The organism is Rhodoferax sp. XS2R6, assembly GCF_056521365.1.
Genome location: NZ_JBWMAY010000006.1, coordinates 53,073 through 76,894, shown reverse-complemented (window position 1 = coordinate 76,894; position 23,822 = coordinate 53,073). Strand labels below are relative to the sequence as shown.

Annotated in this window: 22 protein-coding genes; 16 read left to right on the top strand and 6 right to left on the bottom strand. The window is 63.5% G+C overall.

Going from position 1 to position 23,822, the window contains the following annotated elements; translation table 11 throughout:
• Positions 1-51: 51 nt before the first annotated feature.
• Positions 52-924 (bottom strand): LysR substrate-binding domain-containing protein, encoded by an 873-nt coding sequence (locus tag AC097A_RS17555; RefSeq protein ID WP_479621840.1) that lies wholly within the window; start codon positions 922-924, stop codon positions 52-54.
• Between the two features lie 179 nt (positions 925-1,103).
• Between AC097A_RS17555 and AC097A_RS17550 the strand changes: the two genes are divergently transcribed.
• The 3 genes from AC097A_RS17550 to AC097A_RS17540 all read left to right on the top strand — a co-directional run bounded on the left by AC097A_RS17550 (position 1,104) and on the right by AC097A_RS17540 (position 4,589).
• A complete protein-coding gene (locus AC097A_RS17550; protein WP_479621839.1) occupies positions 1,104-1,685 on the top strand; it encodes a bactofilin family protein in 582 nt (193 codons plus the stop codon).
• A gap of 308 nt (positions 1,686-1,993) precedes the next feature.
• Positions 1,994-2,854 carry an archaetidylserine decarboxylase gene (gene asd, locus AC097A_RS17545; protein WP_315480621.1) on the top strand — a complete coding sequence of 287 codons (861 nt, stop codon included), beginning with the start codon at positions 1,994-1,996 and terminating at the stop codon, positions 2,852-2,854.
• 37 nt (positions 2,855-2,891) lie between these two features.
• Positions 2,892-4,589, top strand: coding sequence for a methyl-accepting chemotaxis protein (locus AC097A_RS17540; RefSeq protein WP_479621838.1), 1,698 nt, complete (start codon positions 2,892-2,894; stop codon positions 4,587-4,589).
• 118 nt (positions 4,590-4,707) lie between these two features.
• Here the strand turns inward: AC097A_RS17540 and purU are convergent, their stop codons facing one another.
• From purU to AC097A_RS17520, 4 genes are all read right to left on the bottom strand, one after another.
• The gene (gene purU / locus AC097A_RS17535) at positions 4,708-5,556 is read right to left on the bottom strand and encodes a formyltetrahydrofolate deformylase (RefSeq protein ID WP_105261617.1); all 849 of its coding nucleotides are present in this window, start codon (positions 5,554-5,556) and stop codon (positions 4,708-4,710) included.
• A 101-nt stretch (positions 5,557-5,657) separates the two neighbouring features.
• Complete coding sequence (locus AC097A_RS17530; protein WP_322580285.1) at positions 5,658-5,960, bottom strand: BTH_I0359 family protein; 303 nt, start codon at positions 5,958-5,960, stop codon at positions 5,658-5,660.
• Positions 5,961-6,047: 87 nt separating this feature from the next.
• Positions 6,048-6,779 (bottom strand): DUF3108 domain-containing protein, encoded by a 732-nt coding sequence (locus AC097A_RS17525; protein ID WP_479621837.1) that lies wholly within the window; start codon positions 6,777-6,779, stop codon positions 6,048-6,050.
• Between the two features lie 9 nt (positions 6,780-6,788).
• Positions 6,789-7,874, bottom strand: a complete 1,086-nt coding sequence (locus AC097A_RS17520; RefSeq protein WP_479621836.1) for a DUF3108 domain-containing protein — start codon at positions 7,872-7,874, stop codon at positions 6,789-6,791.
• Between the two features lie 77 nt (positions 7,875-7,951).
• Between AC097A_RS17520 and AC097A_RS17515 the strand changes: the two genes are divergently transcribed.
• The 3 genes from AC097A_RS17515 (at position 7,952) to fghA (ending at position 11,134) form a co-directional block, all read left to right on the top strand.
• Entirely contained in the window at positions 7,952-9,091 is a 1,140-nt protein-coding gene (locus AC097A_RS17515; protein WP_479621835.1) for a fumarylacetoacetate hydrolase family protein, read from the top strand.
• Positions 9,088-10,206 (top strand): S-(hydroxymethyl)glutathione dehydrogenase/class III alcohol dehydrogenase, encoded by a 1,119-nt coding sequence (locus AC097A_RS17510; protein WP_315480626.1) that lies wholly within the window; start codon positions 9,088-9,090, stop codon positions 10,204-10,206. The genes AC097A_RS17515 and AC097A_RS17510 overlap by 4 nt, the downstream gene beginning before the upstream one ends.
• Before the next feature lie 61 nt (positions 10,207-10,267).
• A complete protein-coding gene (gene fghA, locus AC097A_RS17505; protein ID WP_479621834.1) occupies positions 10,268-11,134 on the top strand; it encodes an S-formylglutathione hydrolase in 867 nt (288 codons plus the stop codon).
• On the opposite strand, the gene AC097A_RS17500 is transcribed toward fghA, so the two are convergent.
• On the bottom strand, positions 11,131-11,736 hold the full coding sequence (locus tag AC097A_RS17500; protein ID WP_105261927.1) for a MarC family protein: 606 nt from the start codon (positions 11,734-11,736) through the stop codon (positions 11,131-11,133). The two genes, fghA and AC097A_RS17500, sit on opposite strands and share 4 nt — an antisense overlap.
• A 104-nt stretch (positions 11,737-11,840) precedes the next feature.
• Between AC097A_RS17500 and AC097A_RS17495 the strand changes: the two genes are divergently transcribed.
• The 10 genes from AC097A_RS17495 to AC097A_RS17450 all read left to right on the top strand — a co-directional run bounded on the left by AC097A_RS17495 (position 11,841) and on the right by AC097A_RS17450 (position 23,708).
• The gene (locus AC097A_RS17495; RefSeq protein ID WP_479621833.1) at positions 11,841-12,209 is read left to right on the top strand and encodes a DUF2946 domain-containing protein; all 369 of its coding nucleotides are present in this window, start codon (positions 11,841-11,843) and stop codon (positions 12,207-12,209) included.
• 157 nt (positions 12,210-12,366) lie between these two features.
• Positions 12,367-12,852, top strand: a complete 486-nt coding sequence (locus AC097A_RS17490; RefSeq protein ID WP_479621832.1) for a copper chaperone PCu(A)C — start codon at positions 12,367-12,369, stop codon at positions 12,850-12,852.
• Positions 12,853-12,869: 17 nt separating this feature from the next.
• Positions 12,870-13,283: a DUF2946 family protein gene (locus AC097A_RS17485; RefSeq protein WP_479621831.1), complete on the top strand. Its 414-nt coding sequence runs from the start codon at positions 12,870-12,872 to the stop codon at positions 13,281-13,283.
• Between the two features lie 97 nt (positions 13,284-13,380).
• On the top strand, positions 13,381-14,784 hold the full coding sequence (locus AC097A_RS17480) for a PepSY-associated TM helix domain-containing protein (protein WP_479621830.1): 1,404 nt from the start codon (positions 13,381-13,383) through the stop codon (positions 14,782-14,784).
• A gap of 75 nt (positions 14,785-14,859) precedes the next feature.
• Positions 14,860-15,537, top strand: a complete 678-nt coding sequence (locus AC097A_RS17475; RefSeq protein ID WP_479621829.1) for a PhaM family polyhydroxyalkanoate granule multifunctional regulatory protein — start codon at positions 14,860-14,862, stop codon at positions 15,535-15,537.
• A 30-nt stretch (positions 15,538-15,567) separates the two neighbouring features.
• Positions 15,568-16,842 (top strand): FIST signal transduction protein, encoded by a 1,275-nt coding sequence (locus AC097A_RS17470; RefSeq protein WP_479621828.1) that lies wholly within the window; start codon positions 15,568-15,570, stop codon positions 16,840-16,842.
• A 56-nt stretch (positions 16,843-16,898) separates the two neighbouring features.
• On the top strand, positions 16,899-18,695 hold the full coding sequence (locus tag AC097A_RS17465) for a methyl-accepting chemotaxis protein (protein WP_479621827.1): 1,797 nt from the start codon (positions 16,899-16,901) through the stop codon (positions 18,693-18,695).
• Positions 18,696-18,895: 200 nt separating this feature from the next.
• Entirely contained in the window at positions 18,896-20,443 is a 1,548-nt protein-coding gene (locus AC097A_RS17460) for a methyl-accepting chemotaxis protein (RefSeq protein WP_479621826.1), read from the top strand.
• 46 nt (positions 20,444-20,489) lie between these two features.
• The gene (locus AC097A_RS17455; RefSeq protein WP_479621825.1) at positions 20,490-22,022 is read left to right on the top strand and encodes a methyl-accepting chemotaxis protein; all 1,533 of its coding nucleotides are present in this window, start codon (positions 20,490-20,492) and stop codon (positions 22,020-22,022) included.
• Between the two features lie 99 nt (positions 22,023-22,121).
• On the top strand, positions 22,122-23,708 hold the full coding sequence (locus tag AC097A_RS17450; protein WP_479621824.1) for a methyl-accepting chemotaxis protein: 1,587 nt from the start codon (positions 22,122-22,124) through the stop codon (positions 23,706-23,708).
• The last annotated feature ends 114 nt before the right edge of the window (positions 23,709-23,822 follow it).

The window sequence follows — 23,822 nt, the reverse complement described above, 5'->3', positions numbered from 1 at the left end:
AGTCTGCACTCTAGGGGAAAGCCGGGTTCTGTGACGTGAAGAAACTGGCGCCTAGCCCACCGCTTTTTTCAACCAGTCGGCAAAGGCGGTGACTTCCCAGCGGTCCATGGCGCCGGTGCGCCAGCACAGGTAGTGGGCGTGGGGGCTGGGCACGTTGTTGTCATACAGCCGCACCAGCGAACCGTTGTCCAGCCAGGGCGCTCCGAGTTTGAGGCGCACCAGGCCCACGCCCATGCCCGCGGCGGCGGCGTCGCACATCAGGCCAATGTCGTTGAATTGCGATCCCTCCACCGGCTCGGGCCAGTCCAGCCCGTTGGCGGCAAACCAGGTTCTCCAGGGCTCCAGCGGGCTGCGCAACAACGGGATGTTGGCTAGGTCCTGCGCGGTTTCAAACGGGCCGTGTTCGCGCACAAAGGCAGGTGAGGCCAATGGCGTCACTTCGTCCTTCATCAGACACACATACTCCATGTCGGCATAACGCCCGGGGCCAAAGCGCACCATCAGGTCCGCGTCCTCGGCCACCACGTCCAACAGGGGGATGGACACCTGCAGCGTTAGATCGATCTCGGGGTAGGCGTCGGTGAACTGGCGCAGGCGTGGAATGAGAATGGAGCGCGAAAACGTGGGTGTGACCGCTAGCCGCAGCTTGCGCTTGCCTGGCGCGGCGGATGCGCTGGGGAACTTCTGCAGGATGGCCAGGCCCTCGCGCACATGGGCCAGGTACTCGCTGCCCTCGGTGGTCAGTGAAAAATCGGCCCGGCCAAACAGCTTGGTGCCAATGATCTGCTCCAGCTGCCGCACCCGGTGGCTCACCGCGCTGGGCGTCACGAACAACTCTTCTGCTGCCAATGTGACCGACCGTAACCGTGCCAACGCCTCAAAAGTCAGCAGGCATTGGATAGGAGGGATGCGGGAGGCGCTCATGGGGGAATGATGCCACTAGTGGGCGTTGGGACTGCTGTTCGGACGTGGATCTGTGTGCTCCGGCGCCTGTGACACTTGCAACAATTCGGGGCATTTGCACCAGGGATGTTGCAATTGGCCGAAGATTGCTACACGGTGCTCGGTCTAGTATGAATTCTCTTCAACTCGAAAGCATTCTGATGACTATGCAAGCCCCGTTTTTTGGCAAACGTCCCGCAGATCCGGTCCATACCCGCCCTGGTCCGGCCCAGTCCAGTGGACTGTCGGGCTCCGGCACCAGCGATGGCGGACATACATCGGCGGCCCCGGTACAAGCCCAAGCGCCCGCACCTGCAAAGCCTGCCGGCAGCGCGGCAGCAGCCCCCCTTTCTGGTGCCCCCATCAAGGAGGGTGGCAGCAAGCTGACCGTGGGCCCCAATATCAAGCTCAAGGGAGTGGAGATCACTGATTGCGACACCCTGGTGGTCGAGGGCATGGTGGAGGCGACCATGGACTCCCGCGTGATGCAAATTACCGAGATCGGCGCCTTCAAGGGCTCGGCAGAGATTGACTATGCTGAGATCCACGGCGAGTTCAACGGCAATTTGACGGTGCGCGAGAAGCTGGTGATCTACTCCACCGGGCGGGTCACCGGCAAGATCCGTTACGGCAAGGTCGTGATCCAAGAGGGCGGGCAGCTGATGGGTGACATCCAGTTTGGTGCTGCCCACCGAGCCGAGGCCTTGCCCCCGGCCAAAATGGGCCTGCTCAACGCTGCATAAAGCGGAGCGACACCGGGCGCGGGTGAAGTAGCGCTCGCATCGATCCAAGGCGCCCCTTTTCTAGCGTTTCACGCATGGCGATGGCGTGGCAAGGCACGGCCCCGCCGCCAGGTCGCATCGCCGCTCAGGCGGCCGATCTCCTTGGGGTGCGTCGTTCGCCTGTCATCAGCCAAACTAATGTCCCCGCTGAACTGGGCGCTTTGCCGTGAAAACCGGCAAAGGCACCGTGTTTTCCCCGAGAGCAAAGCCTATTTGTGGCCGAGGTCCGTCAGTAGAATGGCCCTCTTTTTCCCCTCGGGAGTTCCCCTGTGTCTGACACCCTTGCCGTACTGCCACAGTACCTGCTCCCCAAAAAAGCCCTCACCGCCTTTGGCGGCTTGGTGGCCGGTACCCGGGGTGGCAAAGCCACCACGGCGCTGATCCGTTGGTTCATTGGCAAATACCAGGTCAATATGGCCGAGGCCGCCAACCCGGACCCCGCTGCTTACGCCACGTTCAACGAATTTTTCACCCGTGCCCTCAAAGAAGGTGTGCGCCCACTCGCCTCTGCCTCCTTTGTCTGCCCGGTGGATGGGGCCATCAGCCAGTTTGGCGCGATCCACAAAGACCAGATTTTTCAGGCCAAGGGTCACCACTACAGCACCACCGCGCTGGTGGGGGGCGACGCCAAGCTGGCGGCGCAGTTCGACAACGGCAGCTTTGCCACCATTTACCTGAGCCCGCGCGACTACCACCGCATCCACATGCCGTGCGACGGCGTGCTGCGCCGCATGATCTATGTGCCGGGCGACCTGTTCTCGGTGAACCCGACCACGGCGCGTGGCGTGCCTGGTCTGTTTGCGCGCAACGAGCGTGTGGTGTGTGTGTTTGACTCCGCCCATGGCCCGTTCGTGCTGACCCTGGTGGGTGCCACGGTGGTGGGCAGCATGGCCACGGTGTGGCATGGGGTGGTCAATCCGCCGCGCCTGCCCCAGATTACCGAGTGGCACTACGACGCCAACGCGGTCGTGCTGAAGCAGGGTGAGGAGATGGGACGCTTCTTGCTAGGTTCTACCGTCGTGATGCTTTTTGGGCGCGACCGCCTTGCGTTTGACGGCCCCTGGGCCGCGGGCAAGCCGGTGTGCCTGGGCGAAAAAATGGGCGAGACCCCTGAAAAGCCAGTATCCTGAATTGCAGGGAGACTGCAAAACTGTTGGAGTGTTTGGTATGCAAGCTTCGTCCTCTGAGACTGCGCTGACCTTGGCCGCCGGCCTGTCTTCTGCCCCCGCCCTAGAGGGGCGTGCCCCTGGGGTCGACGAGGCTGGTAGTGATTACCGCCGTACGGCGTTGCCGCGCGTTGCCGCGCTCGATGCCCTGTCTGTTCGCGCCAGTCTGTGGTTGGCCTTTGCCTGTGTATTGGTGGGAGCGGTGGTCATTGGCGTGTTTTCGCTGTTCCAGATGGGGCGGCTCAACGACTCCACCAAAGCCATTTATGAGCAAGAGTTTGCTGCGGGCCAGGCGGCCGAGCAGGCCCGCGGTCTGATTCTGCGGGCCAGCCGCGCCCAAACCCAGCTGCTGACTGCGACCACTGCCGCTGAGCGCAACACCCTGGGTGGCGACATTGAAACCAGCCTCACCCACATTGGTCAGCGTCTGGAGGTCATCAAGGGCCTGTCCAATTCTGAAGAAACGAGCGCCTCCAGCCAACAGCTTGTCGAGGCCATGGCCAACTGGACCAAACGGCAGCGCGCCTACATCACGCTGGTGAAAGAGCAGCCGCTGGACCTGATGCAGATGAGCACCGATGTGCCCACCGAAGATGCCCGCTTGCTCAACGACACCCGCAAGCTCGAAAAAATTGTGGATGCACTGGTGGAGCAGCGCTCCAAGTCTGCCGAGGCCACCATCGTGCACGCTGGCGAGATCTACCAGTCGTCCCAAACCTGGGTGGTGGGCATCATGGTGCTGTTGCTGGTGCTGTCATTGGTTATCAGTGGCTGGGTGACGCGACGTCTGGTGCGCCAACTCGGTGGCGAGCCGGCCTATGCCAAATCCATTGCCAGCCGCATTGCGCAAGGCGATTTGTCCATGCAGATTCGCCTGGAGCCCAAAGATACGGAGAGCCTGCTGTACTCGTTGCGTGACATGCAGGGCAGGTTGGCCGACACCATGCGCGAGATTGCCGGCAGCTCCAAGCAGGTGGCCAATGCCTCGCGCGAAATCTCCATGGGCAACCTGGACCTGTCGCAGCGCACCGAGCAGCAATCTGCCTCGCTGGAAAAAACTACCACCAACGTGGAGCAGATGGCCGCCATTGCCAAACGTTATGCCGACAGCGCCACCCAGGCCGCCCAGCTCTCCGGCTTGGCCACACGCTCGGCCCAGCAGGGCGGTGAGGTGGTGGCCAGCGTGGTCGCCACCATGGACAAGATCAGCAAGAGCACCCAGGCCATCCATGCCAATATTGGTGTGATTGAGGGCATTGCCTTCCAGACCAACATATTGGCGCTGAACGCTGCAGTCGAGGCGGCCCACGCGGGCGAGCAGGGCCGTGGCTTTGCGGTGGTCGCCTCCGAGGTGCGTTCGCTGGCCGAGCGCAGTGCCAAGGCGGCGCGTGAAATCAATGCACTCATCGAGGCCTCTACCTCGCAAGTGAAGGACGGTGCGCAGCTGGCACAACAAGCGGGTCAGACGATTGCCGAGATGTCGCAGAGCGTGCGGCAGGTCAGCACCGTGATGGAGGAAATCTCTGGTGCCTCGCTGCAGCAAAGTGCCGGCATTGAAGAGATCAACCGCGCCGTGGCCCAGCTCGATGACAGCACCCAGCAGAACGCGGCCCTGGTGGAAGAGGCTGCCGCAGCCGCGCAGTCACTGGACGAGCAAGCCCAGTCGCTGGACCAGCTGGTGGGACGCTTCCATTTGTAGGCCCCCACGCTCCGCCGCTGCGCGGGTCGCTGCCCCCCAAGGGGGCTAATTTGCCTTGGGGCGGCCCGGCGGCAAATTGCCCTTTCAAATGGGGCGACTGCGCGGGGCCTTATCCCGGCTACTTGAAGATCACGGTCTTGTGGCCGTTCAGCAGCACGCGGTGCTCGCTGTGCCACTTGACCGCGCGGGCCAGCACCTGGCTCTCGGTGTCACGCCCCTGGGTGGTCAGGTCTTCCACGGTTTTGCTGTGGTCCACGCGGGCCACGTCCTGCTCGATGATCGGGCCTTCGTCCAGGTCAGCCGTCACGTAGTGGGCGGTGGCGCCAATCAGTTTCACACCGCGGTCATGCGCCTGGTAGTAGGGCTTGGCACCCTTGAAGCTGGGCAAGAAGCTGTGGTGGATGTTGATGGCGCGACCTGACAACTTGCGGCACAGGTCATCGCTCAGGATCTGCATGTAACGCGCCAGCACCACCAGCTCGGCCCCTTCGGACTCAATCACCTCGTAGGCCTTGGCTTCGGCCTGCGCTTTGGTGGCTGCGGTCACCGGAATGTGGTGGAACGGCACGTTGTAGCTGGCCGCCAGCTGGTAAAACTCGCGGTGGTTGGAGACGATGGCGCGGATGTCCAGCGGCAGCAGACCACTCTTCCAGCGGAACAACAAGTCGTTGAGGCAATGGCCTTCCTTGCTGACCATGATGACGGTGCGCATGGCCTGGGCCGTGGCGTGCAGGCTCCACTGCAGCTGCAGCGGCTCGGCAAAGCTGCCCAACTGGGCGCGCAGCTCGGCATGGCTGAGCTGGCTGCAGCTGAACTGCACGCGCATGAAGAACAGGCCGGTGTCTGGGTCGTTGTACTGGGCTGCTTCTTCGATGTTGCCGCCGCGTTCCAGCAAAAAGCCCGAAACGGCGTGCACCAGACCCAGGCGGTCGGGGCAGGAAAACGTGAGGATGTAAGTCTGGCTCATGGGGCGAGATTGTCGCAGTTCCCCGGCCAGGGCCGGTGTCATGGGGGCTGGAAAGACCAAGGGGCTCCGAAGAGCCCCTGATCGCTTGGCGCGGGAAGGGTTTAGTGCACCACGACCGGGTTTTGCGCCAACACGGCGTACTGGTCCAGCGTGTCTTCCACTTCTTCCTGGGTCGGGGTGTTCACCTGCCAGGCCTGGATGTGCTGCTGGAACAGCTCGGCCCAGGAGCCATCGAGGTAGACCTCTTTGCCCGAGCGTTTGTCCACGATTTCGAAACCGTGGCGCGCCAGCATGGGCACACCCTGGGGGTAACGTTCGGTTTTTTCGGGTTGCACACCGTCTGGCTCGCCGTTGGCCAGCATGTGGGTGACGGAGAAGGATTCAGAGTCGTACAAGGTGTGCATAGTATTTTCCAGCGAGAGATACATGCCAAATGGGTGTCATCTTTGCGATTTCAAGAGTAGCAGGAAAACCGCTCTGCGGCGCAAAGCTCAGGGTTTTTGGCTGCTGGCCCACAACAAATCGAGAAAGTCGCCGTTGGATTCCGTAATGCGGATGCGAAGTGGCAAATACCTCACGCTGGGCACGTACCAGAGCTCCAGTTTCTGGCTGCGCTCGGCCGTGGGTTCGTGGGTCATCTTTATGGCGGGAAAGGTGCCGCCTGGCACCTTGATGGGCTCCAGCGCGCCGGTCTTGAAGGTCCAGTTCTCGGCATAGCGGTCGCCGACGGCCTGAAAAGTCACGGTTTTGCCCGCCGCCCACTGTTGGGGCTTGCCGGCCAGCAGGCTGGCCAGTTGCATGAATACGCTGAGCTGGTCTTGCGCGCCTGCTTCCAGTGTGGCCTCGGGCGTGTTGGCGCTGAAGGTGATCTTGCCCTGGGGGCGTACAAAGTTGGCGTTGACCTCGTCCTTGCCCAGGCGCTTGCTCACAAAGCGCAGCGGCTCCAGTCCCTGGGCGGTGAGCGTTCCCTTGCTCGTCCAGGTCTGCAGGTTCAGGCCAAATTTCCGCACCACCAGCTGCGAGGTGTAGTTGCCGCCCTCGTGCTGCCAGAGTAGCTCCGCACTGCCCGTGTAGGGTGAGGAGATCACACCCTCAAAGTCATAACTCAGGCGTACCGAGGCGGGAACGGTCACGCTTTGCGCACCAGTGAAGGCGGGCAACACGGCCAAGGCACATGCGAGCAGGCGCGCGATCAGATGGCGGCGCAATGGGGTGTGGGACATGGGAAAGGCTCAGGGTGGTTCGCTGCCGGTCCACACCATGTCCAGCACGTTACCGTTGCTCTCGGACAGGCGGATGTGGGCGGGCAAGTAGGCCAGCTTGGGGGCCAGCCAGAGCTCGGCCTTGGTGCTGTACTCGCCGGTAGGCTCGCGCGTCAGTTTGATGGCGGGGAAGGTGCCTCCCGGCACGGTGATCGCTTCTTCGGCCGAGATCACAAAGGTCCAGGTCTCGCTCTGCCGCGGGCCGATGGACTGGAAGCTGATGCTGTCACCCGCCACGTAGCGCTGCGGCTCGCCGGCCCACAGGCTGGCCAGCTGCATGAAGATACTGAGGTGGTCTTGCGCGCCGGGCCGCAAGGGCGCATCAGGCGTGTTGGCGCTGAAGACGACCTTGCCCTCCTCGCGCACAAAATGCGCCGCCACCTCGCTACCACGGCCCTTGTCGCCAAAGCGCACGGGCGCCAGGCCGACCCCGGTCAGTGCGCCCTTGCTAGTCCATTGCCGAAAATTGACCCGCCACTTGGTGGCAATCAAGCTGGCCTGGTAGTCGTCGCCATCGTGTTTCCAGCTGAGTTGGGCCCCCCCGGTGTTGCGGTTGCCATCGGTCAACGCCCATACGTCGTAATTCAGGCGCACTGGGGGCGGAAAGGCGTAGCGCTGCGAGGGCTCCTCTTCCTCCGGTTCTGGGGAGGCCGTGGCAGAGGGCTCCGGGATCCGGATAGGTCTCGGTTCTGCTATGAAATCAGGAGCTATTGGCGCAGTATCCACGTGATCTTGTGGCGAAAAAGATTCGAAATTCTCGGCTGTGGCTTCTGCCGCAGAGCGTACCGACACGGGTGCCGGGGGCTGTGGGGCAGGGGGCGTGGGGGTAACTGCCGGGGGGGCTGCTTTGGCAGGCGGCAGCACCCGGGTTTGCATGGCGATGGTGTCCGATTCTTGCCGCGCAGCGTCCGCGGCCCAGTGGAAAGGCAACGGCATGCCACCCAGCAGCCACGCGTGCACGCCCAGCACCACGGCCAGCACCAGCGCCAGGCCCTTAAGGGGCCAGGAGGGAATAGGGGTGGGGGAATGTGCGACCGGAGGCAAAGCCAAAGACATGCTGGATAGAACGCAAAAGTCCAGTGTACGGTAGACACGCGGCGGGCCCGCGAGCTAATCCCGGCGAAAATGCCCGCATGAAACTCGCTACCTACCAAGACGGCTCCCGCGACGGGCAGCTGGTGGTCGTCTCGCGCGACCTGAGCCAGGCGCACTATGCGACCCACATCGCCAACCGCCTGCAGCAGGTGCTGGACGACTGGAATTACCTCGCGCCCCAGCTGGAAGACCTCTACCTCCTGCTGAACCAGGGCCGTGCGCGCCACGCCTTCCCGTTTGACCCGGCCCAGTGTTTGGCACCGCTGCCGCGCGCTTACCAGTGGGCCGATGGTTCGGCCTATTTGAACCATGTGGAGTTGGTGCGCCAGGCGCGTGGCGCCACGGTGCCCGAGAGTTTTGCCACCGACCCGCTGATGTACCAGGGCGGCAGCGACGACCTGGCCGGCCCGCAGGCCGACATCGTGTGCGCCAACCTGGCCTGGGGTGTGGACTTTGAGGCAGAGCTGGCCGTCATCACCGGCGACGTGCCCTTGGGCTGCCCCAGCGACCGCGCCATCGACGCGGTGCGCCTCTTGGTGCTGGCCAACGACGTGACGCTGCGCAATCTGATTCCCGACGAACTGGCCAAAGGGTTTGGTTTTGTGCAGAGCAAACCGGCTACGGCGTTTGGACCCGTGGCCATCACGCCCGACGAGCTGGGCGAGGCCTGGGCGCGCGGCCGGGTGCACCTGCCCGTGCAGTGCACCTGGAACGGCCGCAAGGTCGGCATGTGCGAGGCCGGCAACGACATGAGCTTCCACTTTGGCCAGTTGATTGCCCACTTGGCCAAGACGCGCCGCGTGCGGGCCGGCTCCATCATCGGTTCGGGCACCATCAGCAACAAGGGTGTGGCGCGCAAAAACCGCACCGACTGGCCCAACGGCTACAGCTGCATTGCCGAGAAGCGCGCGATGGAAACCATCCAGGACGGCCAGCCCAGCACCGAGTACATGCAGTACGGCGACACCATCCGCATCGAGGTCAAAGGCCGCGATGGGCAGAGCATGTTTGGCGCCATCTTGCAAGAAGTGGTGCCGCCCGAAAGCCGCGGCCGAACAGCCCCCAGCGCCGCTGCGGCATCCGTTTCTGGCGATACTGCCGCACCGGCGTCCATAGACCCCAGCCCCGCGCCCTCTGCCGAGAGTGCCTCCGATTCTTCTACCGAGATCTCCGAATGAAAACACGTGCCGCCGTCGCCTGGAAAGCAGGCCAGCCCCTGACCATCGAAACCGTGGATCTGCAGGGCCCCAAATTTGGTGAGGTGCTCGTCGAAATCAAAGCCACCGGCATCTGCCATACCGACTACTACACGCTCAGCGGTGCCGACCCCGAAGGCATCTTCCCCGCCATCCTGGGCCACGAAGGCGCCGGCATTGTGGTGGACGTGGGCCCCGGTGTGACCACGCTCAAGAAGGGCGATCACGTGATTCCGCTCTACACGCCCGAATGCCGCACCTGCAAGTTTTGCCTCTCGCGCAAGACCAACCTGTGCCAGCTGATCCGTGGCACACAGGGCAAGGGACTCATGCCCGATGCCACCTCGCGCTTTAGCCTGAACGGCGATCCCATCTTCCATTACATGGGCACGTCCACCTTCAGCAACTACACCGTGGCGCCCGAAATCTCTCTGGCGAAGATTCGTGAAGACGCGCCGTTCGACAAGGTTTGCTATATCGGCTGCGGCGTGACCACCGGCATCGGCGCCGTGATCTTCACCGCCAAGGTGGAAGCCGGTGCCAACGCCGTGGTGTTCGGCCTGGGCGGCATTGGCCTGAACGTGATCCAGGGCCTGAAGATGGTGGGCGCCGACAAGATCATCGGCGTGGACCTGAACCCCGAGCGCGAAGCCATGGCGCGCCAATTCGGCATGACGCACTTTCTGAACCCCAAGGACATTGAGGCCGCCGGCGGCAACATCGTCGACGCCATCGTGCAGCTCACCGACGGTGGCGCTGACTACAGCTTCGAGTGCATCGGCAACACCAAGGTCATGCGCCAGGCGCTGGAGTGCACGCACAAGGGGTGGGGCCGCAGCATCATCATCGGCGTGGCCGAAGCGGGTGCCGAAATCAGCACCCGCCCGTTCCAGCTGGTCACCGGCCGCAAGTGGGAAGGCTCGGCCTTTGGCGGCGCACGCGGCCGCACCGATGTGCCCAAGATCGTGGACTGGTACATGGAAGGCAAGATCAACATCGACAGCCTCATCACCCACACCATGCCGCTGGAAGACATCAACAAGGGCTTTGACCTGATGAAGCGCGGCGAATCCATCCGCGGCGTCGTCATTTATTGATGAAATAGGCCGTTAGCCCATGTGGTTAGTGCGCCAGCAGCTTCTCTTTTTGTAGCAATCAATGTCCTCCTCTGCCCTTGAACTCGTCAGCGAACACGCCTGTTTTGGCGGCGTGCAGCGTTATTACCAGCATGCCTCCAGCGTCATTGGCTTGCCCATGCGCTTCTCGGTGTTTCTGCCGCCGCAGGCCCAGCGGGGCGCGGTGCCGGCTGTCATGTACCTGGCCGGGTTGACCTGCAACGAGGAAACCTTCATGGCCAAGGGCGGTGCGCAGCGTGTGGCGGCTCAGTTGGGCCTGGCGCTGATAACACCCGACACCAGCCCGCGCGGCGCTGGGGTGCCGGGCGAGGCCGAGTCCTGGGACTTTGGCGTGGGCGCCGGCTTCTACCTGGACGCCACCCAGACCGCCTGGGCCCCGCACTACCGCATGGAGAGTTACCTACTGCGCGAGCTGTTGCCGCTGGTCGGCGTGAGCCTGCCGGTGGACGTGCAGCGCCTGGGCCTGTTTGGCCACTCCATGGGCGGCCATGGCGCGCTCACGCTGGCGCTGCGCCACCCGCTGCGGTTCAAAAGCCTATCGGCCTTTGCGCCCATCTGCGCGCCCAGCCAGTGCCCCTGGGGGCACAAAGCGTTTGCGGGCTACCTGGGCGAGGACCGCGAGGCCTGGGCCGCGCACGACGCCTCGGCCCTGATGGGCCAGCGCAGCGCGCCGCTGTTTGCGCAGGGCATTCTGGTGGACCAGGGCTTGGCGGACAAGTTTCTGGAAGTGCAGCTGCACCCGCATCTCTTTGCAGCAGCCTGCGCCACGGCCGGCCAGTCGCTCACGCTGCGCCGCCACGCGGGTTACGACCACGGCTACTACTTCATCAGCACCTTCATGGAAGACCACCTGCGCCACCATGCGCAGGGGCTGGGCCTGATCGTTTAAGTCGCTGCCGAGAGCTGCACGGCAAAGGTTTTCACGCCGCGCAGCATCATCTCGATCGCCACCGACACCAGCACCAGGCCCATCAGGCGCTCGGCGGCCACCACCAGGCGGTCGCCAATGATGCGCTGGATGCGTTCGGCCGACACCAGCACCACGGCGCTGACCAGCATGGTCACGCACAAGGCACCAATCCACTCCAGGCGTTTGTCCGGCTGCTGCGATACCAGCAGCAACACCGTGGCGAGCGCCGATGGGCCGGCCACCGCGGGCACGGCCAGCGGCACGATCAGCGGTTCGGTCATGATTTCGCTTTCGGTGGTGGCCGCAGGCGGGAATACCATGCGCAGCGCAATCAAAAACAGGATCACACCGCCGCCAATTTGCAGTGACAACTCACTCAGGTTCATCACACGCAGAAAACTCTCGCCTACAAACATGAAGGTGAGCAGCAGCGCAAACGCAATCAGGATCTCGCGCAGGATGACCTTGGCGCGCCGCTCGGGCGCTACGTGTTTGAGCGCGTTGGCAAAGATGGGGATGTTGCCAATCGGATCGGTGATCAGGATCAGCAGGATGGTGGCGGAGACAAAGGTGTAATTCATCATGGCAGCAGGGCGGCCTTGTGGGCCGCTTGGGTTCAGTGTGCTGCGGAGAATAGCAGTTCGGACCTGCGGATCGCGCTCGCCGGTGCGCGATAATTGCCAGCATGTCCCCCCTGCAATCCCTGCGCCAAGCGCACGCCCTCATCCGCTGGATGTTGGCGTGTTTTGTCTTGGCCATGGGCGTCGCCGTGGCCGCGCCGGTGGTGAATCCCCAGGCCCTGTCGCTGGTGTGCAGCGCGGGCGGCAGCGTCAAACTCGTCGTGCAAGACGACGCGGGTGGCAGCGCACCCATGGCGCTGGCCCACACGCTGGACTGCGTGATGTGCCTGCCCGCCGGTGCCCCACCGGTCAGCACTGTTGCTGCCTTGCCGTTGCAGACCTTGGGCGAGGTGCAACATGCCGTGGTGCCACAGACCGTCACTTGGCGCACCGCGGACCCCGCGTCCGCACGCGGCCCACCCCACACCGCCTGATACCACCACCGGGTGCGCCTGCTGCAGGCGCGCCGGGTGTGCACGCTGGCCACTGTGTGGCCGCGTCGCTCTCTGTAGTTTGCTATTTAATTTATAGCTGCTTGCGCAATATCTACGGGGGCTAATGCCACTTTTGACCCTTAAAAGGAACCTGACCATGAAAACCACGCCCTTTGCTGCTTTGGCCTTGCTGGCCGCCTTGTCTGCTCCTGTGTGGGCGCAGTCGGTGGATGTGAAAAACGCCTGGGCTCGCGCCACGGTGCCGGGCCAGAAGGCCAGCGGCGCCTTCATGACCCTGACGGCCAAAGACGGTGCCAAGCTGGTCTCGGTCTCGTCCCCGGTGGCCGGGGTGACCGAAGTGCACGAGATGAAGATGGAGGGCGACGTGATGAAAATGCGCGCCGTGCCCCAACTCGATTTGCCCGCGGGCAAGGCGGTGGAGCTCAAGCCCGGTGGTTACCACGTGATGCTGATGGACTTGAAACAACCGCTGCAGAAAGACAGCACCATCCCGCTGACGCTGGTGTTCAAGGACGCCAAGGGCCAGCAGAGCCAAACCGAGCTCAAGCTGCCCGTGTCCCAAGCCGCCCCGGCGGGCATGGCCATGGACAAAAAGGACGCGCCGGTCGTCCACAAACACTGACTTTTTAGCGGCGCGCCATGCACCACGTCACGCATCTGCGTCCACCCCGCCGCCCCTGGGCCGCGTGGTGGGTGCTGTGCGTGTGGCTGTTGGCGGCGCTGGCGCCTGTCGCCACCCATACGCTAGCCGCCGCGTCTACGGAGGGGCCCATCCGGCTGGAGGTCTGTACCAGCAACGGCGCCCAATGGCTGACCCTGGCCCCGGACGCAGCCCCTGCGGATGCGCCCACCGAACCGGCGCCGGCCATAGGGCGCGCGCACTGCCCCTGGTGCCTGCAACCCAGCGACAACGGGGCCGCTCCGCCGCCCCACACGCCGCCGCTCTTGCGGGTGCCGCGTGGGCACCAGGCCCCGGTGGTCTGGCAGGCGCTTGTCTTCCCCACGCCGTTCTTTGTGACGGCCACGCCCCGCGGCCCGCCTGCACGCGCCTAAGCCTGTCTGCATCTCTCTCCACCGCTGGCGGTGGTGTCTGTGGCTGACTCCGACCCGACTGTCGGAGCCGCTGCGTGTCCATTTTGAAAAGATTGTTATGACTTCCATGACCCCTCCTGCGCCCGCGCGCCAACCGGGTGCGTCCCGTTTTTATGCCATGGCCTGGCGCTGGCACTTTTATGCGGGCCTGTATGTAGTGCCCTTTCTGGTGATGTTGGCGCTCACCGGCCTGGTGATGGTGTTTTTCACCGGCTTCCAGTCGCGCCTGGGCATGACCGTGCATGTGGCGCCGCAGGCCCAGGTGCAGCCGGTCACGGCCCAGGCCCAGGCGGCACTGGCGCACCTGCCTGGCGCCCAGCTCAAGGAATACATCGCCCCCAAGACGCCCGATGTGGCGAGCTGGTTTGTGTTGAACCATGCGGGCAGCACACAGGCGGTCGCGGTGAACCCGTACACGGCCGAAGTGGTAAAGCAGGTGGACAAGGAGAACACCGTGTTCGCCTGGGCCGAAAAAATCCACGGCACCCTGCTGTTGGGGGAGGGCGGCGAGCGGTTTATCGAAGTCGCCGCCGGCTTGGCCATCGTGTTGGTGGTCACGGGCTTGTATTTGTTCTGGCCCCGCAATGCCGAGCGCTGGGGGGATGCCATCGTGCCCGACTGGCGTGCGACTGGGCGCAAGTGGTGGAAGTCGGTGCACCGCAGCGTGGGGTTCTGGATGAGCGTGGTGCTGTTGCTGTTTTTGCTGACCGGTATGTCCTGGACCGGCTTTTGGGGCGCCAAGTTTGTGCAACCCTGGGGCACCTTCCCGGCTGCCAAGTGGGACGCCGTGCCCACCTCCACCCAGACCCACGCCGCGCTCAACACCGGGGGCCTGCACGAGGTGCCCTGGGGCCTGGAGCAAACACCGCTGCCGGAGTCTGGCTCGCAAGCCGGCACCCCCGGCGTGGCGGTGGGTGAACCGGTCAACCTGGATGGCGTGAACGCCCTGGCCTTGCGTCTGGGCTACACCGGCCAGTTTCACATCCAGGTACCGCAGGATGCCAAGGGCGTCTACACCCTGTCGGTCGACTCCATGAGTGGCGACCTGCGCAACCCCACGCAGGACCGCACGGTGCACGTAGACCGCTACACCGGCCGTGTGTTGGCCGAAGCGGCGTTTGCCGACTACTCGCTGGTGGCCAAGGCCATGGCCGTCGGCATTGCGCTGCACCAGGGCGACCTGGGCCTGCTGAGCGCCGTGGCCAACGTCATCTTTTGCCTGGCCATTGTGTTGTTGTGTGTGAGTGGCGTGGTCATGTGGTGGCTGCGCCGGCCGCAAGGCAGTGGCCGCCTGGCGGCGCCCAGCGTGCCGGCGCAGGCTCCGCTGTGGAAGGGCGGTGCCCTGGTCATGCTGCTCACCGCCTTGGCCTTTCCGCTGGCGGGTGGTGTGCTGCTGGCCGTGTTGCTGCTGGACTGGCTGGTCCTGTCCCGCCTGCCGGGGCTGAAAGCCGCCTTGTCCTGAGCAACACCTCGTCAGCCACCGCGCGTTGGAGTAAGCTGTGCGCCAGCGCCTGACCACCAGGCCTTTGGAGCACACATGAGCGATTCAGACACCTCGGGTTTTGGCAAGTTCGTGCCGGGTTTTGACTTTCTGCAAAACCTGGCCAAAGGCGCCAGCCAGAACATCCCGCAAATGCCCAACCTGGCCAACTGGGTCGCCCCCACGCTGAATGTGGAGGAGCTGGACAAACGTATCGAAGAGCTCAAAAACGTGCACTTCTGGTTGGAGCAAAACTCCCGCGCCTTGGGCGCCACGATCCAGGCGCTGGAGGTGCAGAAGATGACCCTGGCCACGCTCAAGGGCATGAACTTCAACCTGGGCGATGTGACCAATGCACTCAAGCTCAAGGCGGCGGACTCCATTGCCTCGGGCGTGCAAAGCGTGACCGAAAAAGCCGCCAGCACCGCCAAAACACTGTCGGACGTGGCTAGCAGCGCCAGCAAAGGTGACACCAGGGCCGCAGCCAAAGCAGCGGGTGTGCCGGGGCTGGTGGATCCGCTGCAGCTGTGGGGCTCGCTCACCCAGCAGTTCCAAAATATTGCGGCCACCGCCATGAAAGAGGCCACCACCAAAACCGCGGTGGACATGACCAAAAACATGGCCACCGGCCTGGCCAAAGAAGCCCTCAAGTCGGCCACCGCTGCCGGCAAAAAAGCGGTGGCCAAGCGCCCCGCTGCGCGTAAAACCGCCACCAAAAAATCCACCGGCCGTTAGGCGCCAGGCACATCCACCGGGGCTGGGCGCATGAAGCTGTTTCCGTACGCGCACGCCACACACCCGCAGTGGCCCATGGCGGTTGGCCTGGTACTGGCGCAGCTGCGCGCCCAGATGGCCTTGCATGGCTATGCCTCTGCGCCTACGCTGGCGCTGCTCTACATCACGGACCACTACGCGCCCCACGCCAAAGACATTCTGGAGATGCTCAGCGGTGAGCTGCCGCTGGTCACCGACTGGTCGGGCACCGTGGGCGTGGGCATTGCGGCCAATAACGTGGAGTACTTTGACGAGCCCGCCCTGGCGGTGATGCTGCTGGAGCTGCCCAGCCACGAGTACCGGGTGTTCTCCGGCATTGCGCCGCTGGGCCTGGGATTTGAGGCCCACACGGCACTGGTGCATGCCGATGGCGAGACGCCCGACCTGGTGGAGCTGATTGACGAAATGGCGGCCCGCACCGACACCGGTTACCTGTTTGGTGGCCTCTCCAGCAGCCGCACGCAGAGCGTGCAGTTTGCGGTGGCGGCCGATGGCAACCTGAGCGGCTTTGGTGCGGCCAGTGGGGTGTTGCACGGCGGCCTGAGCGGCGTGGCCTTTGGCGAGGGCGTGGGCATGGTGTCGCGCGTCACGCAGGGCTGCAAGCCGGTGTCCAAAGCGCGTGTGGTCACCGAGGCGGACCACAACGTGGTTATCACGCTGGATGGCGAACCCGCGCTGGATGTGATGTTGCGCGACCTCGGCATCAGCTTGGAGCACCCGCAGGAAGCGCTGGAGGTGGTGCGTGCCACGCTGGTGGGGCTGGTGCAGACCCCGGTTTCGGGCGTGGCCGGGGACAGTGCGCTGGTGCGCCAAACCGGTAACCTGGGCAGCGACGTGACGGTGCGCCACATCATTGGCCTGGACCCGGGGCGGCGTGGCATTGCCATTGCGGCCCAGGTGCAGACTGGCGCCCACCTGGCCTTTTGCCAGCGCAACCGCGAGGCCGCGCAGGCCGACCTGGTGCGCATCTGCGCCGAGGTGCGCGAAGAACTGGAGCCGCAGGAGCTGACGGTGGAAACCGCCTTTGCCCTGCAGCAAAGCGAAGCCGAGGCGGCGCCCCACCCGGCGCGCCGCATTGCGGGCGCGGTGTATGTGAGCTGCTCGGGCCGGGGTGGCCCGCACTTTGGCGGGCCCAGCGCCGAGCTGCAGATCGTGCGCCGCGCGCTGGGCGATGTGCCGCTGGTGGGGTTTTTTGCGGGGGGCGAAATTGCACGCAACCAGCTGTTTGGCTACACCGGGGTGCTCACGGTGTTTACCAGTGCTTAGCCCCCCATCCGGGGGCTGCAGGGGTTTGAGATGGACAATGAAAGAGGAGTGTTCTTATGGGTAACTTGAAAATTGCAACCCGGCTGTATGCCGGGTTTGGCGTGTTGGTGGCCATCATGGTGCTGGTGGTGTCTGCCGCGCTGGTGCAAATGGCGACCATGCGCGCGAGTGCCGCAGATGTGGACAACAACTGGTTGCCCAGCGTTGAAGAGGTCAATTTGCTCAACACTGCGATTTCTGACTACCGTGCGACGGAGATGCAGCACATCCTGAACACGGATGACGTGGCCAAGGCCACCATCGAGAAGGACTTGGAGAGCATTCAGGCGCGTATCAAAACCAGCCGTAGCCAATACGAAAAACTGATTAGCACCAAGGAGGAGCAAGGCCTCTACGACGAGTTCGCCGCGGCACGCGAGGCCTATTTGAAGATTCACAAAGAAGTGATGGAATTCTCCCGCCGCAATGACGCCGAAGGCGCCCGCCAGTTGCTGGAAGGCGAGTCCAAAAAGAACTTTGAACGGTCCTCCGACATTTTGGACAAGCTGGTGCTGATGAACCATGACGGCTCTGTGGCCGCTGCAAAGACGTCGGCCGAGGCGTATGTGACCGGTCGCAACATGATGGTGGTGGCAATGGTGGTGGCGGTGCTTCTCGCGCTTGTTGCTGCGACCTACATCACGCGCTCTATCACCAAGCCTTTGTCCGAGGCGCTGGATGTGGCGGCCAATGTGGCCACGGGCAACCTGACGGTGCAGGTGCACAGCAGCAGCCGTGATGAAATTGGCCAGCTGCTGCAGGCCATGAAAGCCATGCAGGACAGCCTGGTGGCCGTGGTCTCCAAGGTGCGCAGTGGTTCCGAGTCGGTGGCCAACGCCAGTGCAGAGATTGCCCAGGGCAATAACGACCTGAGCGCCCGTACCGAGCAGCAGGCCAGCGCTCTGGAAGAAACCGCCGCCAGCATGGAAGAACTCAACTCCGCCGTGAAGCAGAACGCCGACAACGCCTCCCAGGCCAACCAGCTGGCCATGAACGCGTCCACCGTGGCGGTGCAGGGCGGCGAAGTGGTGGGCCAGGTGGTTCAGACCATGAAGGGCATCAACGACAGCTCGCGCAAGATTGCCGACATCATCAGCGTGATTGACGGCATTGCCTTCCAGACCAACATCCTGGCGCTGAACGCCGCAGTGGAGGCCGCACGGGCCGGCGAACAGGGCCGCGGTTTTGCGGTGGTGGCCAGCGAGGTGCGCAGCCTGGCCGGGCGCAGCGCCGAGGCGGCCAAAGAGATCAAGACCCTGATTGGCGACAGCGTCAGCCGGGTGGAGCAGGGCACGGCGCTGGTGGACCGGGCCGGCAGCACCATGACCGAGGTGGTGACCAGCATCCGCCGCGTGACGGACATCATGGCCGAGATCAGTGCGGCCAGCCACGAGCAGAGCGCCGGTGTTAACCAGGTGGGCGAGGCCATCACGCAGATGGACCAGGTGACCCAGCAGAACGCGGCGCTGGTGGAAGAAATGGCGGCGGCGGCCAGCAGCCTCAAGAGCCAGGCGGGCGAGCTGGTGCAGACCGTGGCCGTGTTCAAGCTCTCGGCCGAACAAGGCAGCAGCCGACCTGCCCCTATGGCCGCTCCCGCCAAGACGGCTGTGCGCAGCAGCAAGCCGTCCCTGGCCTTCAAGGGGCCAGAGCGCCGGGCCGATGCCGCCCCGGTGGCCAAGGCGCCTGCCGCCAAACCCCTGGCCAGCCGGCCTGCTGCGGCAAAACCCACCGCGCCCGTGTTGACTGCGGTGGCGCCCAAGACCAGCACCCGGGTCACACCGGCGGGCGGGGACGATGATTGGGAGACTTTTTAAGCCAAATTGGCCTCTAGTACTTATGGATATTGCGTAAGATGCTATTGAATTAATAGTAGTTCTGCGCGTGACGTATCACTTGCAGGATCTTGGATGGTGCGTTTTGCACGTGTGTACGGCGCTTGCACCCACACTGATTGCAAACGTTTTGAGAACTGGTTTTCGCTGCGACGTGCAGCGTGTGCAAAAAGAGGTGTCGTATGCGTTCACTATCGAATCTGTCCGTGGCCAAGCGGCTTGGGCTGGGCTTTGCGGTGGTCTTGCTGTTGTCCATTGCTGTGATTGCCATGAGTATTTCCCGGCTGAATGCCGTGGCCGACGCGACTCAGGAGATGGTCCAAAGCCCGATCAAAACCGAGCGCATGGTGGGCGATTGGTACCGCAACATCCGTGCTGGTGTGACGCGGACCACGGCCATTGCGCGTAGCAGTGACGCCTCGCTGGTAGAGTTTTTTGCGGCCGATGCCAAGGCCTCCACCAGCCAGTCCGGCGAGCTGCAAAAAGCGTTGGAGGGGCTGATGGATACGGACGCCGAGAAGGCACTGTTCAAGGACATTGGCGAGCAGCGCAAACTGTATTTGTCATCGCGCGATGCCATCATGGTGCTCAAAAAAGACGGCCGGGTGGACGAAGCCAATGCCATGTTGGACAAAGAGTTTGTGCCCGCTGCGGCCGGCTATATGGCCAAGATGGAAGCGCTGCAGAAGCAGCAGCGGGATGAAGTGGATTCGGTGGCCCAGGACATCCAGTCCCAGCGCAATACCAGCCGCCAGTTGCTCATTGCGCTGGGCGTGCTCAGCGTGGGCCTAGGTGTTCTGTTTTCCTGGATCTTGTCGGGCTCCATCACCAAGCCCTTGGCACAAGCCTCGGATGTGGCCAGGCGCGTGTCCTCGGGGGATTTGAGTGCGCCGATTCCTGCGCACGGAACAGACGAGGTTGGCCAGCTTTTGGTGTCCTTGAAGAGCATGCAGGACAGTCTGGTGCAGGTGGTGAGCAATGTCCGCAGTGGCTCCGAATCTGTGGCCACCGCCAGTGCTGAAATCGCCCAGGGCAATAACGACCTGAGTGCGCGCACGGAGCAACAGGCCAGTGCGCTGGAAGAAACCGCCGCTAGCATGGAAGAGCTAGGCTCCACCGTCCGCCAGAATGCCGATAACGCCCGCCAAGCCAACCAGCTCGCCATGACGGCGTCCACCGTGGCCGTGCAGGGTGGCGAGGTGGTGGGCCAGGTGGTCGAGACCATGAAAGGCATCAATGACGCTTCGCGCAAGATCAGCGACATCATCAGCGTCATCGACGGTATTGCTTTTCAGACCAACATCCTGGCACTGAACGCGGCGGTAGAGGCCGCGCGTGCCGGGGAGCAGGGCCGCGGTTTTGCGGTGGTGGCCTCCGAGGTGCGTAGCCTGGCTGGACGCAGCGCCGAAGCCGCCAAGGAAATCAAAAGCCTGATCAGCACCAGCGTGGAGCGCGTGGAGCAAGGTACGGCCTTGGTCGACAAGGCCGGTGCCACCATGACCGAAGTGGTGAGCAGTATCCGTCGGGTGACCGACATCATGGGAGAAATCTCGGCGGCCAGCAACGAGCAGAGTGCCGGTGTGGCGCAGGTAGGCGAAGCGGTGACGCAGATGGATCAAGCCACGCAGCAAAACGCCGCGCTGGTGGAAGAAATGGCCGCGGCGGCCAGCAGCCTGAAGAGCCAGGCGCAAGACTTGGTGGGGGTGGTGGCAACCTTCAAGTTGGCGTAAGCTGCACCAGGATTTCCAACAGGCGAGCCACTGCACGGAGGTGCGTATGAAGCTGAGAAATCAGGTTTTGGGGTTGGGTTTGTTGGGCGTGGTCATGACCGCGCTGGTGGGCGGTGCGGGTTTGCTCAACGCGAACCGCCTGTCCGATGCCTTTGACGCTTCCATCAACGTCAGCCTGGCGCTCAGCAAGAGCCAGGAGGCGGACATGATGCATGACGCCATCCGCGGCGATGTGCTGCTCACGCTGTTCAATGCGCAGAAGAACAACCCAGCGGGCATGGCCGAAGCCGAGAAGGGGCTCAAGGAGCACGCCGACAACTTTACCGCCAACATGGCCGCCATACAGGCCTTGCCTATTTCACCCGAGGTGCGTGATCTGGTCGCCAAGGCGGCCCCGCTGGTCAAGGCCTACGCCGAATCGGCGGCCACCATCCAGACGCTGGCACGCAAGGACCTTGCGGCCGCCGAACTGGAGATCCCCAAGTTCCAGAAAGCGTTTGAAGACCTGGAGGTGGCCTTGGAGGCGCAGAGTGATGGGGTGGCCCAAAGTGTGGAGCACTTCAGCATCGAGGTGCACCGGCTGGCGGTGAATGCCAAGATCATTGTGGGCACCGGCCTGGCCATTGCGGCGGCGCTGCTGGTGGTTATCTCCTTGTGGTTGGCACGCTTGCTCTCGGCGCCCCTGGTGCAGGCGGTGGACATGGCCGACCGCTTGGCCGATGGGGACCTGACCGCCACGGTGCGCCCCGCGGGTAACGAGGAAACGCAGCGCCTGATGGCAGCGCTGGGTCGCATGCAAACCCATCTTGCCGGCATTGTGCGCTTGGTACAGCAGGGCGCACAAAGCGTGTCGTCCGCCAGTGCCGAAATTGCCCAGGGCAATAACGACCTGAGCGCACGTACCGAGCAGCAGGCCAGCGCCCTGGAAGAAACCGCAGCCAGCATGGAAGAACTCAACTCCACGGTGCAGCAAAACGCCGAAAACGCTCGCCAGGCCAACCAACTGGCCATGAGCGCGTCCACCGTGGCGGTGCAGGGCGGCGAAGTGGTGGGTCAGGTGGTAGAGACCATGAAAGGCATCAACGAGGCCTCGCGCAAGATCGGCGACATCATCAGCGTGATTGATGGCATTGCCTTCCAAACCAACATCCTGGCGCTGAATGCGGCAGTAGAGGCCGCCCGTGCCGGTGAGCAAGGCCGCGGCTTTGCGGTGGTGGCCAGCGAAGTACGCTCTTTGGCCGGCCGCAGCGCCGAGGCCGCCAAGGAAATCAAAACCCTGATCAACGACAGTGTGACCCGTGTGGAGCAGGGTACGGCCCTGGTGGACAAAGCCGGCAGCACCATGACCGAGGTGGTGGGCAGTATCCGGCGGGTGACCGACATCATGGGCGAGATCAGCGCCTCTAGCATCGAGCAAAGTGCGGGTGTGGCCCAGGTGGGCGAAGCGGTGGGCCAGATGGACCAGAGCACCCAGCAAAACGCCGCGCTGGTAGAGGAAATGGCGGCCGCGGCCAGCAGCCTCAAGAGCCAGGCCGGCGAGCTGGTGCAGGCGGTGGCTGCGTTCAAGCTCGAAGCGTAGCGATTTGTTTTTTCTCCGTGTTCCAGGACGCGTTGGGCGACAGTGAAAAACCCCAAAGAGGGTGGGAGTAGCAGCACAACATGACATAAGGAGTCATCCATGGAGCATTCAATGGCCGGGGGATCCATTTTCGGAACCATCAAGGCGCGTCTCATCGTCAGTTACCTGATCCTGGCTTTGCTGGTGGTTCTGGTGTCGGTGATGGGAATTAGCAACCTGGCGGTATCGCAGCGCAACTTTGAACACCAGGTGACGGTGATTGCCAAGGAGGATGCGCTGTTGGTAACCCTGTTTGATGCGGTCAATGCCCGGGCAGTGGCGGCCCGCAACATTGTGCTGATGGACAACGCCAGTGACATTGCCACCGAGAAGAAAAGTATTGACGTGTCGTTTGAGCGCATCAACGGGTCGATGAAGACGCTCAAGACCATGCTTTCGGCAGATGGCCCACCCGCGGTCGTTCTGCTGAAGGAAGTAGAGGAGATCGAAAAGATCGAAGGTAAATATGCGGTGGTGGCCACCGAGATTGTGAAAAACGCGCTGGCGGGCAATCGGGACGCTGCGTCTCGCCAAATCGTGACCGACTGCCGCCCTCTGCTGGTGGCCCTGGTGGCCGCGGTGGAAAAAGCCAAGCGGGAGATCCACGGCATGAGCGAGCGTGAGGTGGCTAGCTCCTTGGCGCAAGGCCAACAGCAGCGCCTGCAAATGCTGGTGGCGATTGGGGTGGCCCTGCTGGCCGCTGGAGGGCTGGCCGCCGTCATGACCCGAAAGATCACCCGACCGATTGCCAATGCGGTGGGCATTGCGCAGACCGTCGCATCGGGCGATTTGACGTCGCGCATTGACACCCAGAGCAGTGACGAAACCGGCCAGCTGTTCCGTGCCCTGCGCAGCATGCAGGAGGGGCTGGTCAAGGTGGTGGGCAGTGTGCGCAATGGCTCCGAAGCCGTGGCCAACGCCAGTGCCGAGATTGCCCAAGGCAACCACGACCTGAGTGCGCGCACGGAGCAACAGGCCAGTGCGCTGGAAGAAACCGCCGCCAGCATGGAGGAGCTCAACTCGGCGGTCAAACAAAACGCCGAAAACGCCCGCCAGGCCAACCAGCTGGCAATGAGTGCGTCCACCGTGGCGGTGCAGGGCGGCGAAGTGGTGGGTCAGGTGGTAGAGACCATGAAAGGCATCAACGAGGCCTCGCGCAAGATTGGCGACATCATCAGCGTGATTGATGGCATTGCCTTCCAGACCAACATCCTGGCGCTGAATGCGGCGGTAGAAGCCGCCCGCGCGGGCGAGCAGGGCCGCGGTTTTGCGGTGGTCGCGTCTGAAGTGCGCAGCCTGGCCGGCCGCAGTGCCGAAGCGGCTAAAGAAATCAAAACCCTGATCAACGACAGTGTGACCCGTGTGGAGCAGGGTACGGCCCTGGTGGACAAAGCCGGTAGCACCATGACCGAGGTGGTGGGCAGTATCCGGCGGGTGACGGACATCATGGGCGAGATCAGCGCCGCCAGCAGCGAGCAGAGTGAAGGTGTGGCCCAGATGGGTGAGGCCATTGCCCAGATGGACCAAACCACGCAACAAAACGCCGCGTTGGTGGAGCAGATGGCGGCATCGGCCAGCAGCCTGAAGGCGCAGTCGGATGATCTGGTCGACACGGTGGCTGTTTTCAAGCTGGTGGGGCACGCCTAGGGCTTGATGCGCTGGGGGCGCCCGATCCGGTGCGACAAAAGCCTGCCATTTAGTCAGTTTGCCGTGAACTGGCTGGGCTAGTATGAATGTCGCTATATCGCTTGCTTATTTCCT

Excerpts from the sequence above, each read along its gene's own strand:
- AC097A_RS17555 (WP_479621840.1), bottom strand. The coding sequence starts at position 924 with ATGAGCGCCTCCCGCATCCCTCCTATCCAATGCCTGCTGACTTTTGAG.
- AC097A_RS17550 (WP_479621839.1), top strand. The coding sequence starts at position 1,104 with ATGACTATGCAAGCCCCGTTTTTTGGCAAACGTCCCGCAGATCCGGTC.
- AC097A_RS17540 (WP_479621838.1), top strand. The coding sequence starts at position 2,892 with ATGCAAGCTTCGTCCTCTGAGACTGCGCTGACCTTGGCCGCCGGCCTG.
- purU (WP_105261617.1), bottom strand. The coding sequence starts at position 5,556 with ATGAGCCAGACTTACATCCTCACGTTTTCCTGCCCCGACCGCCTGGGT.
- AC097A_RS17530 (WP_322580285.1), bottom strand. The coding sequence starts at position 5,960 with ATGCACACCTTGTACGACTCTGAATCCTTCTCCGTCACCCACATGCTG.
- AC097A_RS17525 (WP_479621837.1), bottom strand. The coding sequence starts at position 6,779 with ATGTCCCACACCCCATTGCGCCGCCATCTGATCGCGCGCCTGCTCGCA.
- AC097A_RS17520 (WP_479621836.1), bottom strand. The coding sequence starts at position 7,874 with ATGTCTTTGGCTTTGCCTCCGGTCGCACATTCCCCCACCCCTATTCCC.
- AC097A_RS17515 (WP_479621835.1), top strand. The coding sequence starts at position 7,952 with ATGAAACTCGCTACCTACCAAGACGGCTCCCGCGACGGGCAGCTGGTG.
- AC097A_RS17510 (WP_315480626.1), top strand. The coding sequence starts at position 9,088 with ATGAAAACACGTGCCGCCGTCGCCTGGAAAGCAGGCCAGCCCCTGACC.
- fghA (WP_479621834.1), top strand. The coding sequence starts at position 10,268 with ATGTCCTCCTCTGCCCTTGAACTCGTCAGCGAACACGCCTGTTTTGGC.
- AC097A_RS17500 (WP_105261927.1), bottom strand. The coding sequence starts at position 11,736 with ATGAATTACACCTTTGTCTCCGCCACCATCCTGCTGATCCTGATCACC.
- AC097A_RS17495 (WP_479621833.1), top strand. The coding sequence starts at position 11,841 with ATGTCCCCCCTGCAATCCCTGCGCCAAGCGCACGCCCTCATCCGCTGG.
- AC097A_RS17490 (WP_479621832.1), top strand. The coding sequence starts at position 12,367 with ATGAAAACCACGCCCTTTGCTGCTTTGGCCTTGCTGGCCGCCTTGTCT.
- AC097A_RS17485 (WP_479621831.1), top strand. The coding sequence starts at position 12,870 with ATGCACCACGTCACGCATCTGCGTCCACCCCGCCGCCCCTGGGCCGCG.
- AC097A_RS17480 (WP_479621830.1), top strand. The coding sequence starts at position 13,381 with ATGACTTCCATGACCCCTCCTGCGCCCGCGCGCCAACCGGGTGCGTCC.
- AC097A_RS17475 (WP_479621829.1), top strand. The coding sequence starts at position 14,860 with ATGAGCGATTCAGACACCTCGGGTTTTGGCAAGTTCGTGCCGGGTTTT.
- AC097A_RS17470 (WP_479621828.1), top strand. The coding sequence starts at position 15,568 with ATGAAGCTGTTTCCGTACGCGCACGCCACACACCCGCAGTGGCCCATG.
- AC097A_RS17465 (WP_479621827.1), top strand. The coding sequence starts at position 16,899 with ATGGGTAACTTGAAAATTGCAACCCGGCTGTATGCCGGGTTTGGCGTG.
- AC097A_RS17460 (WP_479621826.1), top strand. The coding sequence starts at position 18,896 with ATGCGTTCACTATCGAATCTGTCCGTGGCCAAGCGGCTTGGGCTGGGC.
- AC097A_RS17455 (WP_479621825.1), top strand. The coding sequence starts at position 20,490 with ATGAAGCTGAGAAATCAGGTTTTGGGGTTGGGTTTGTTGGGCGTGGTC.
- AC097A_RS17450 (WP_479621824.1), top strand. The coding sequence starts at position 22,122 with ATGGAGCATTCAATGGCCGGGGGATCCATTTTCGGAACCATCAAGGCG.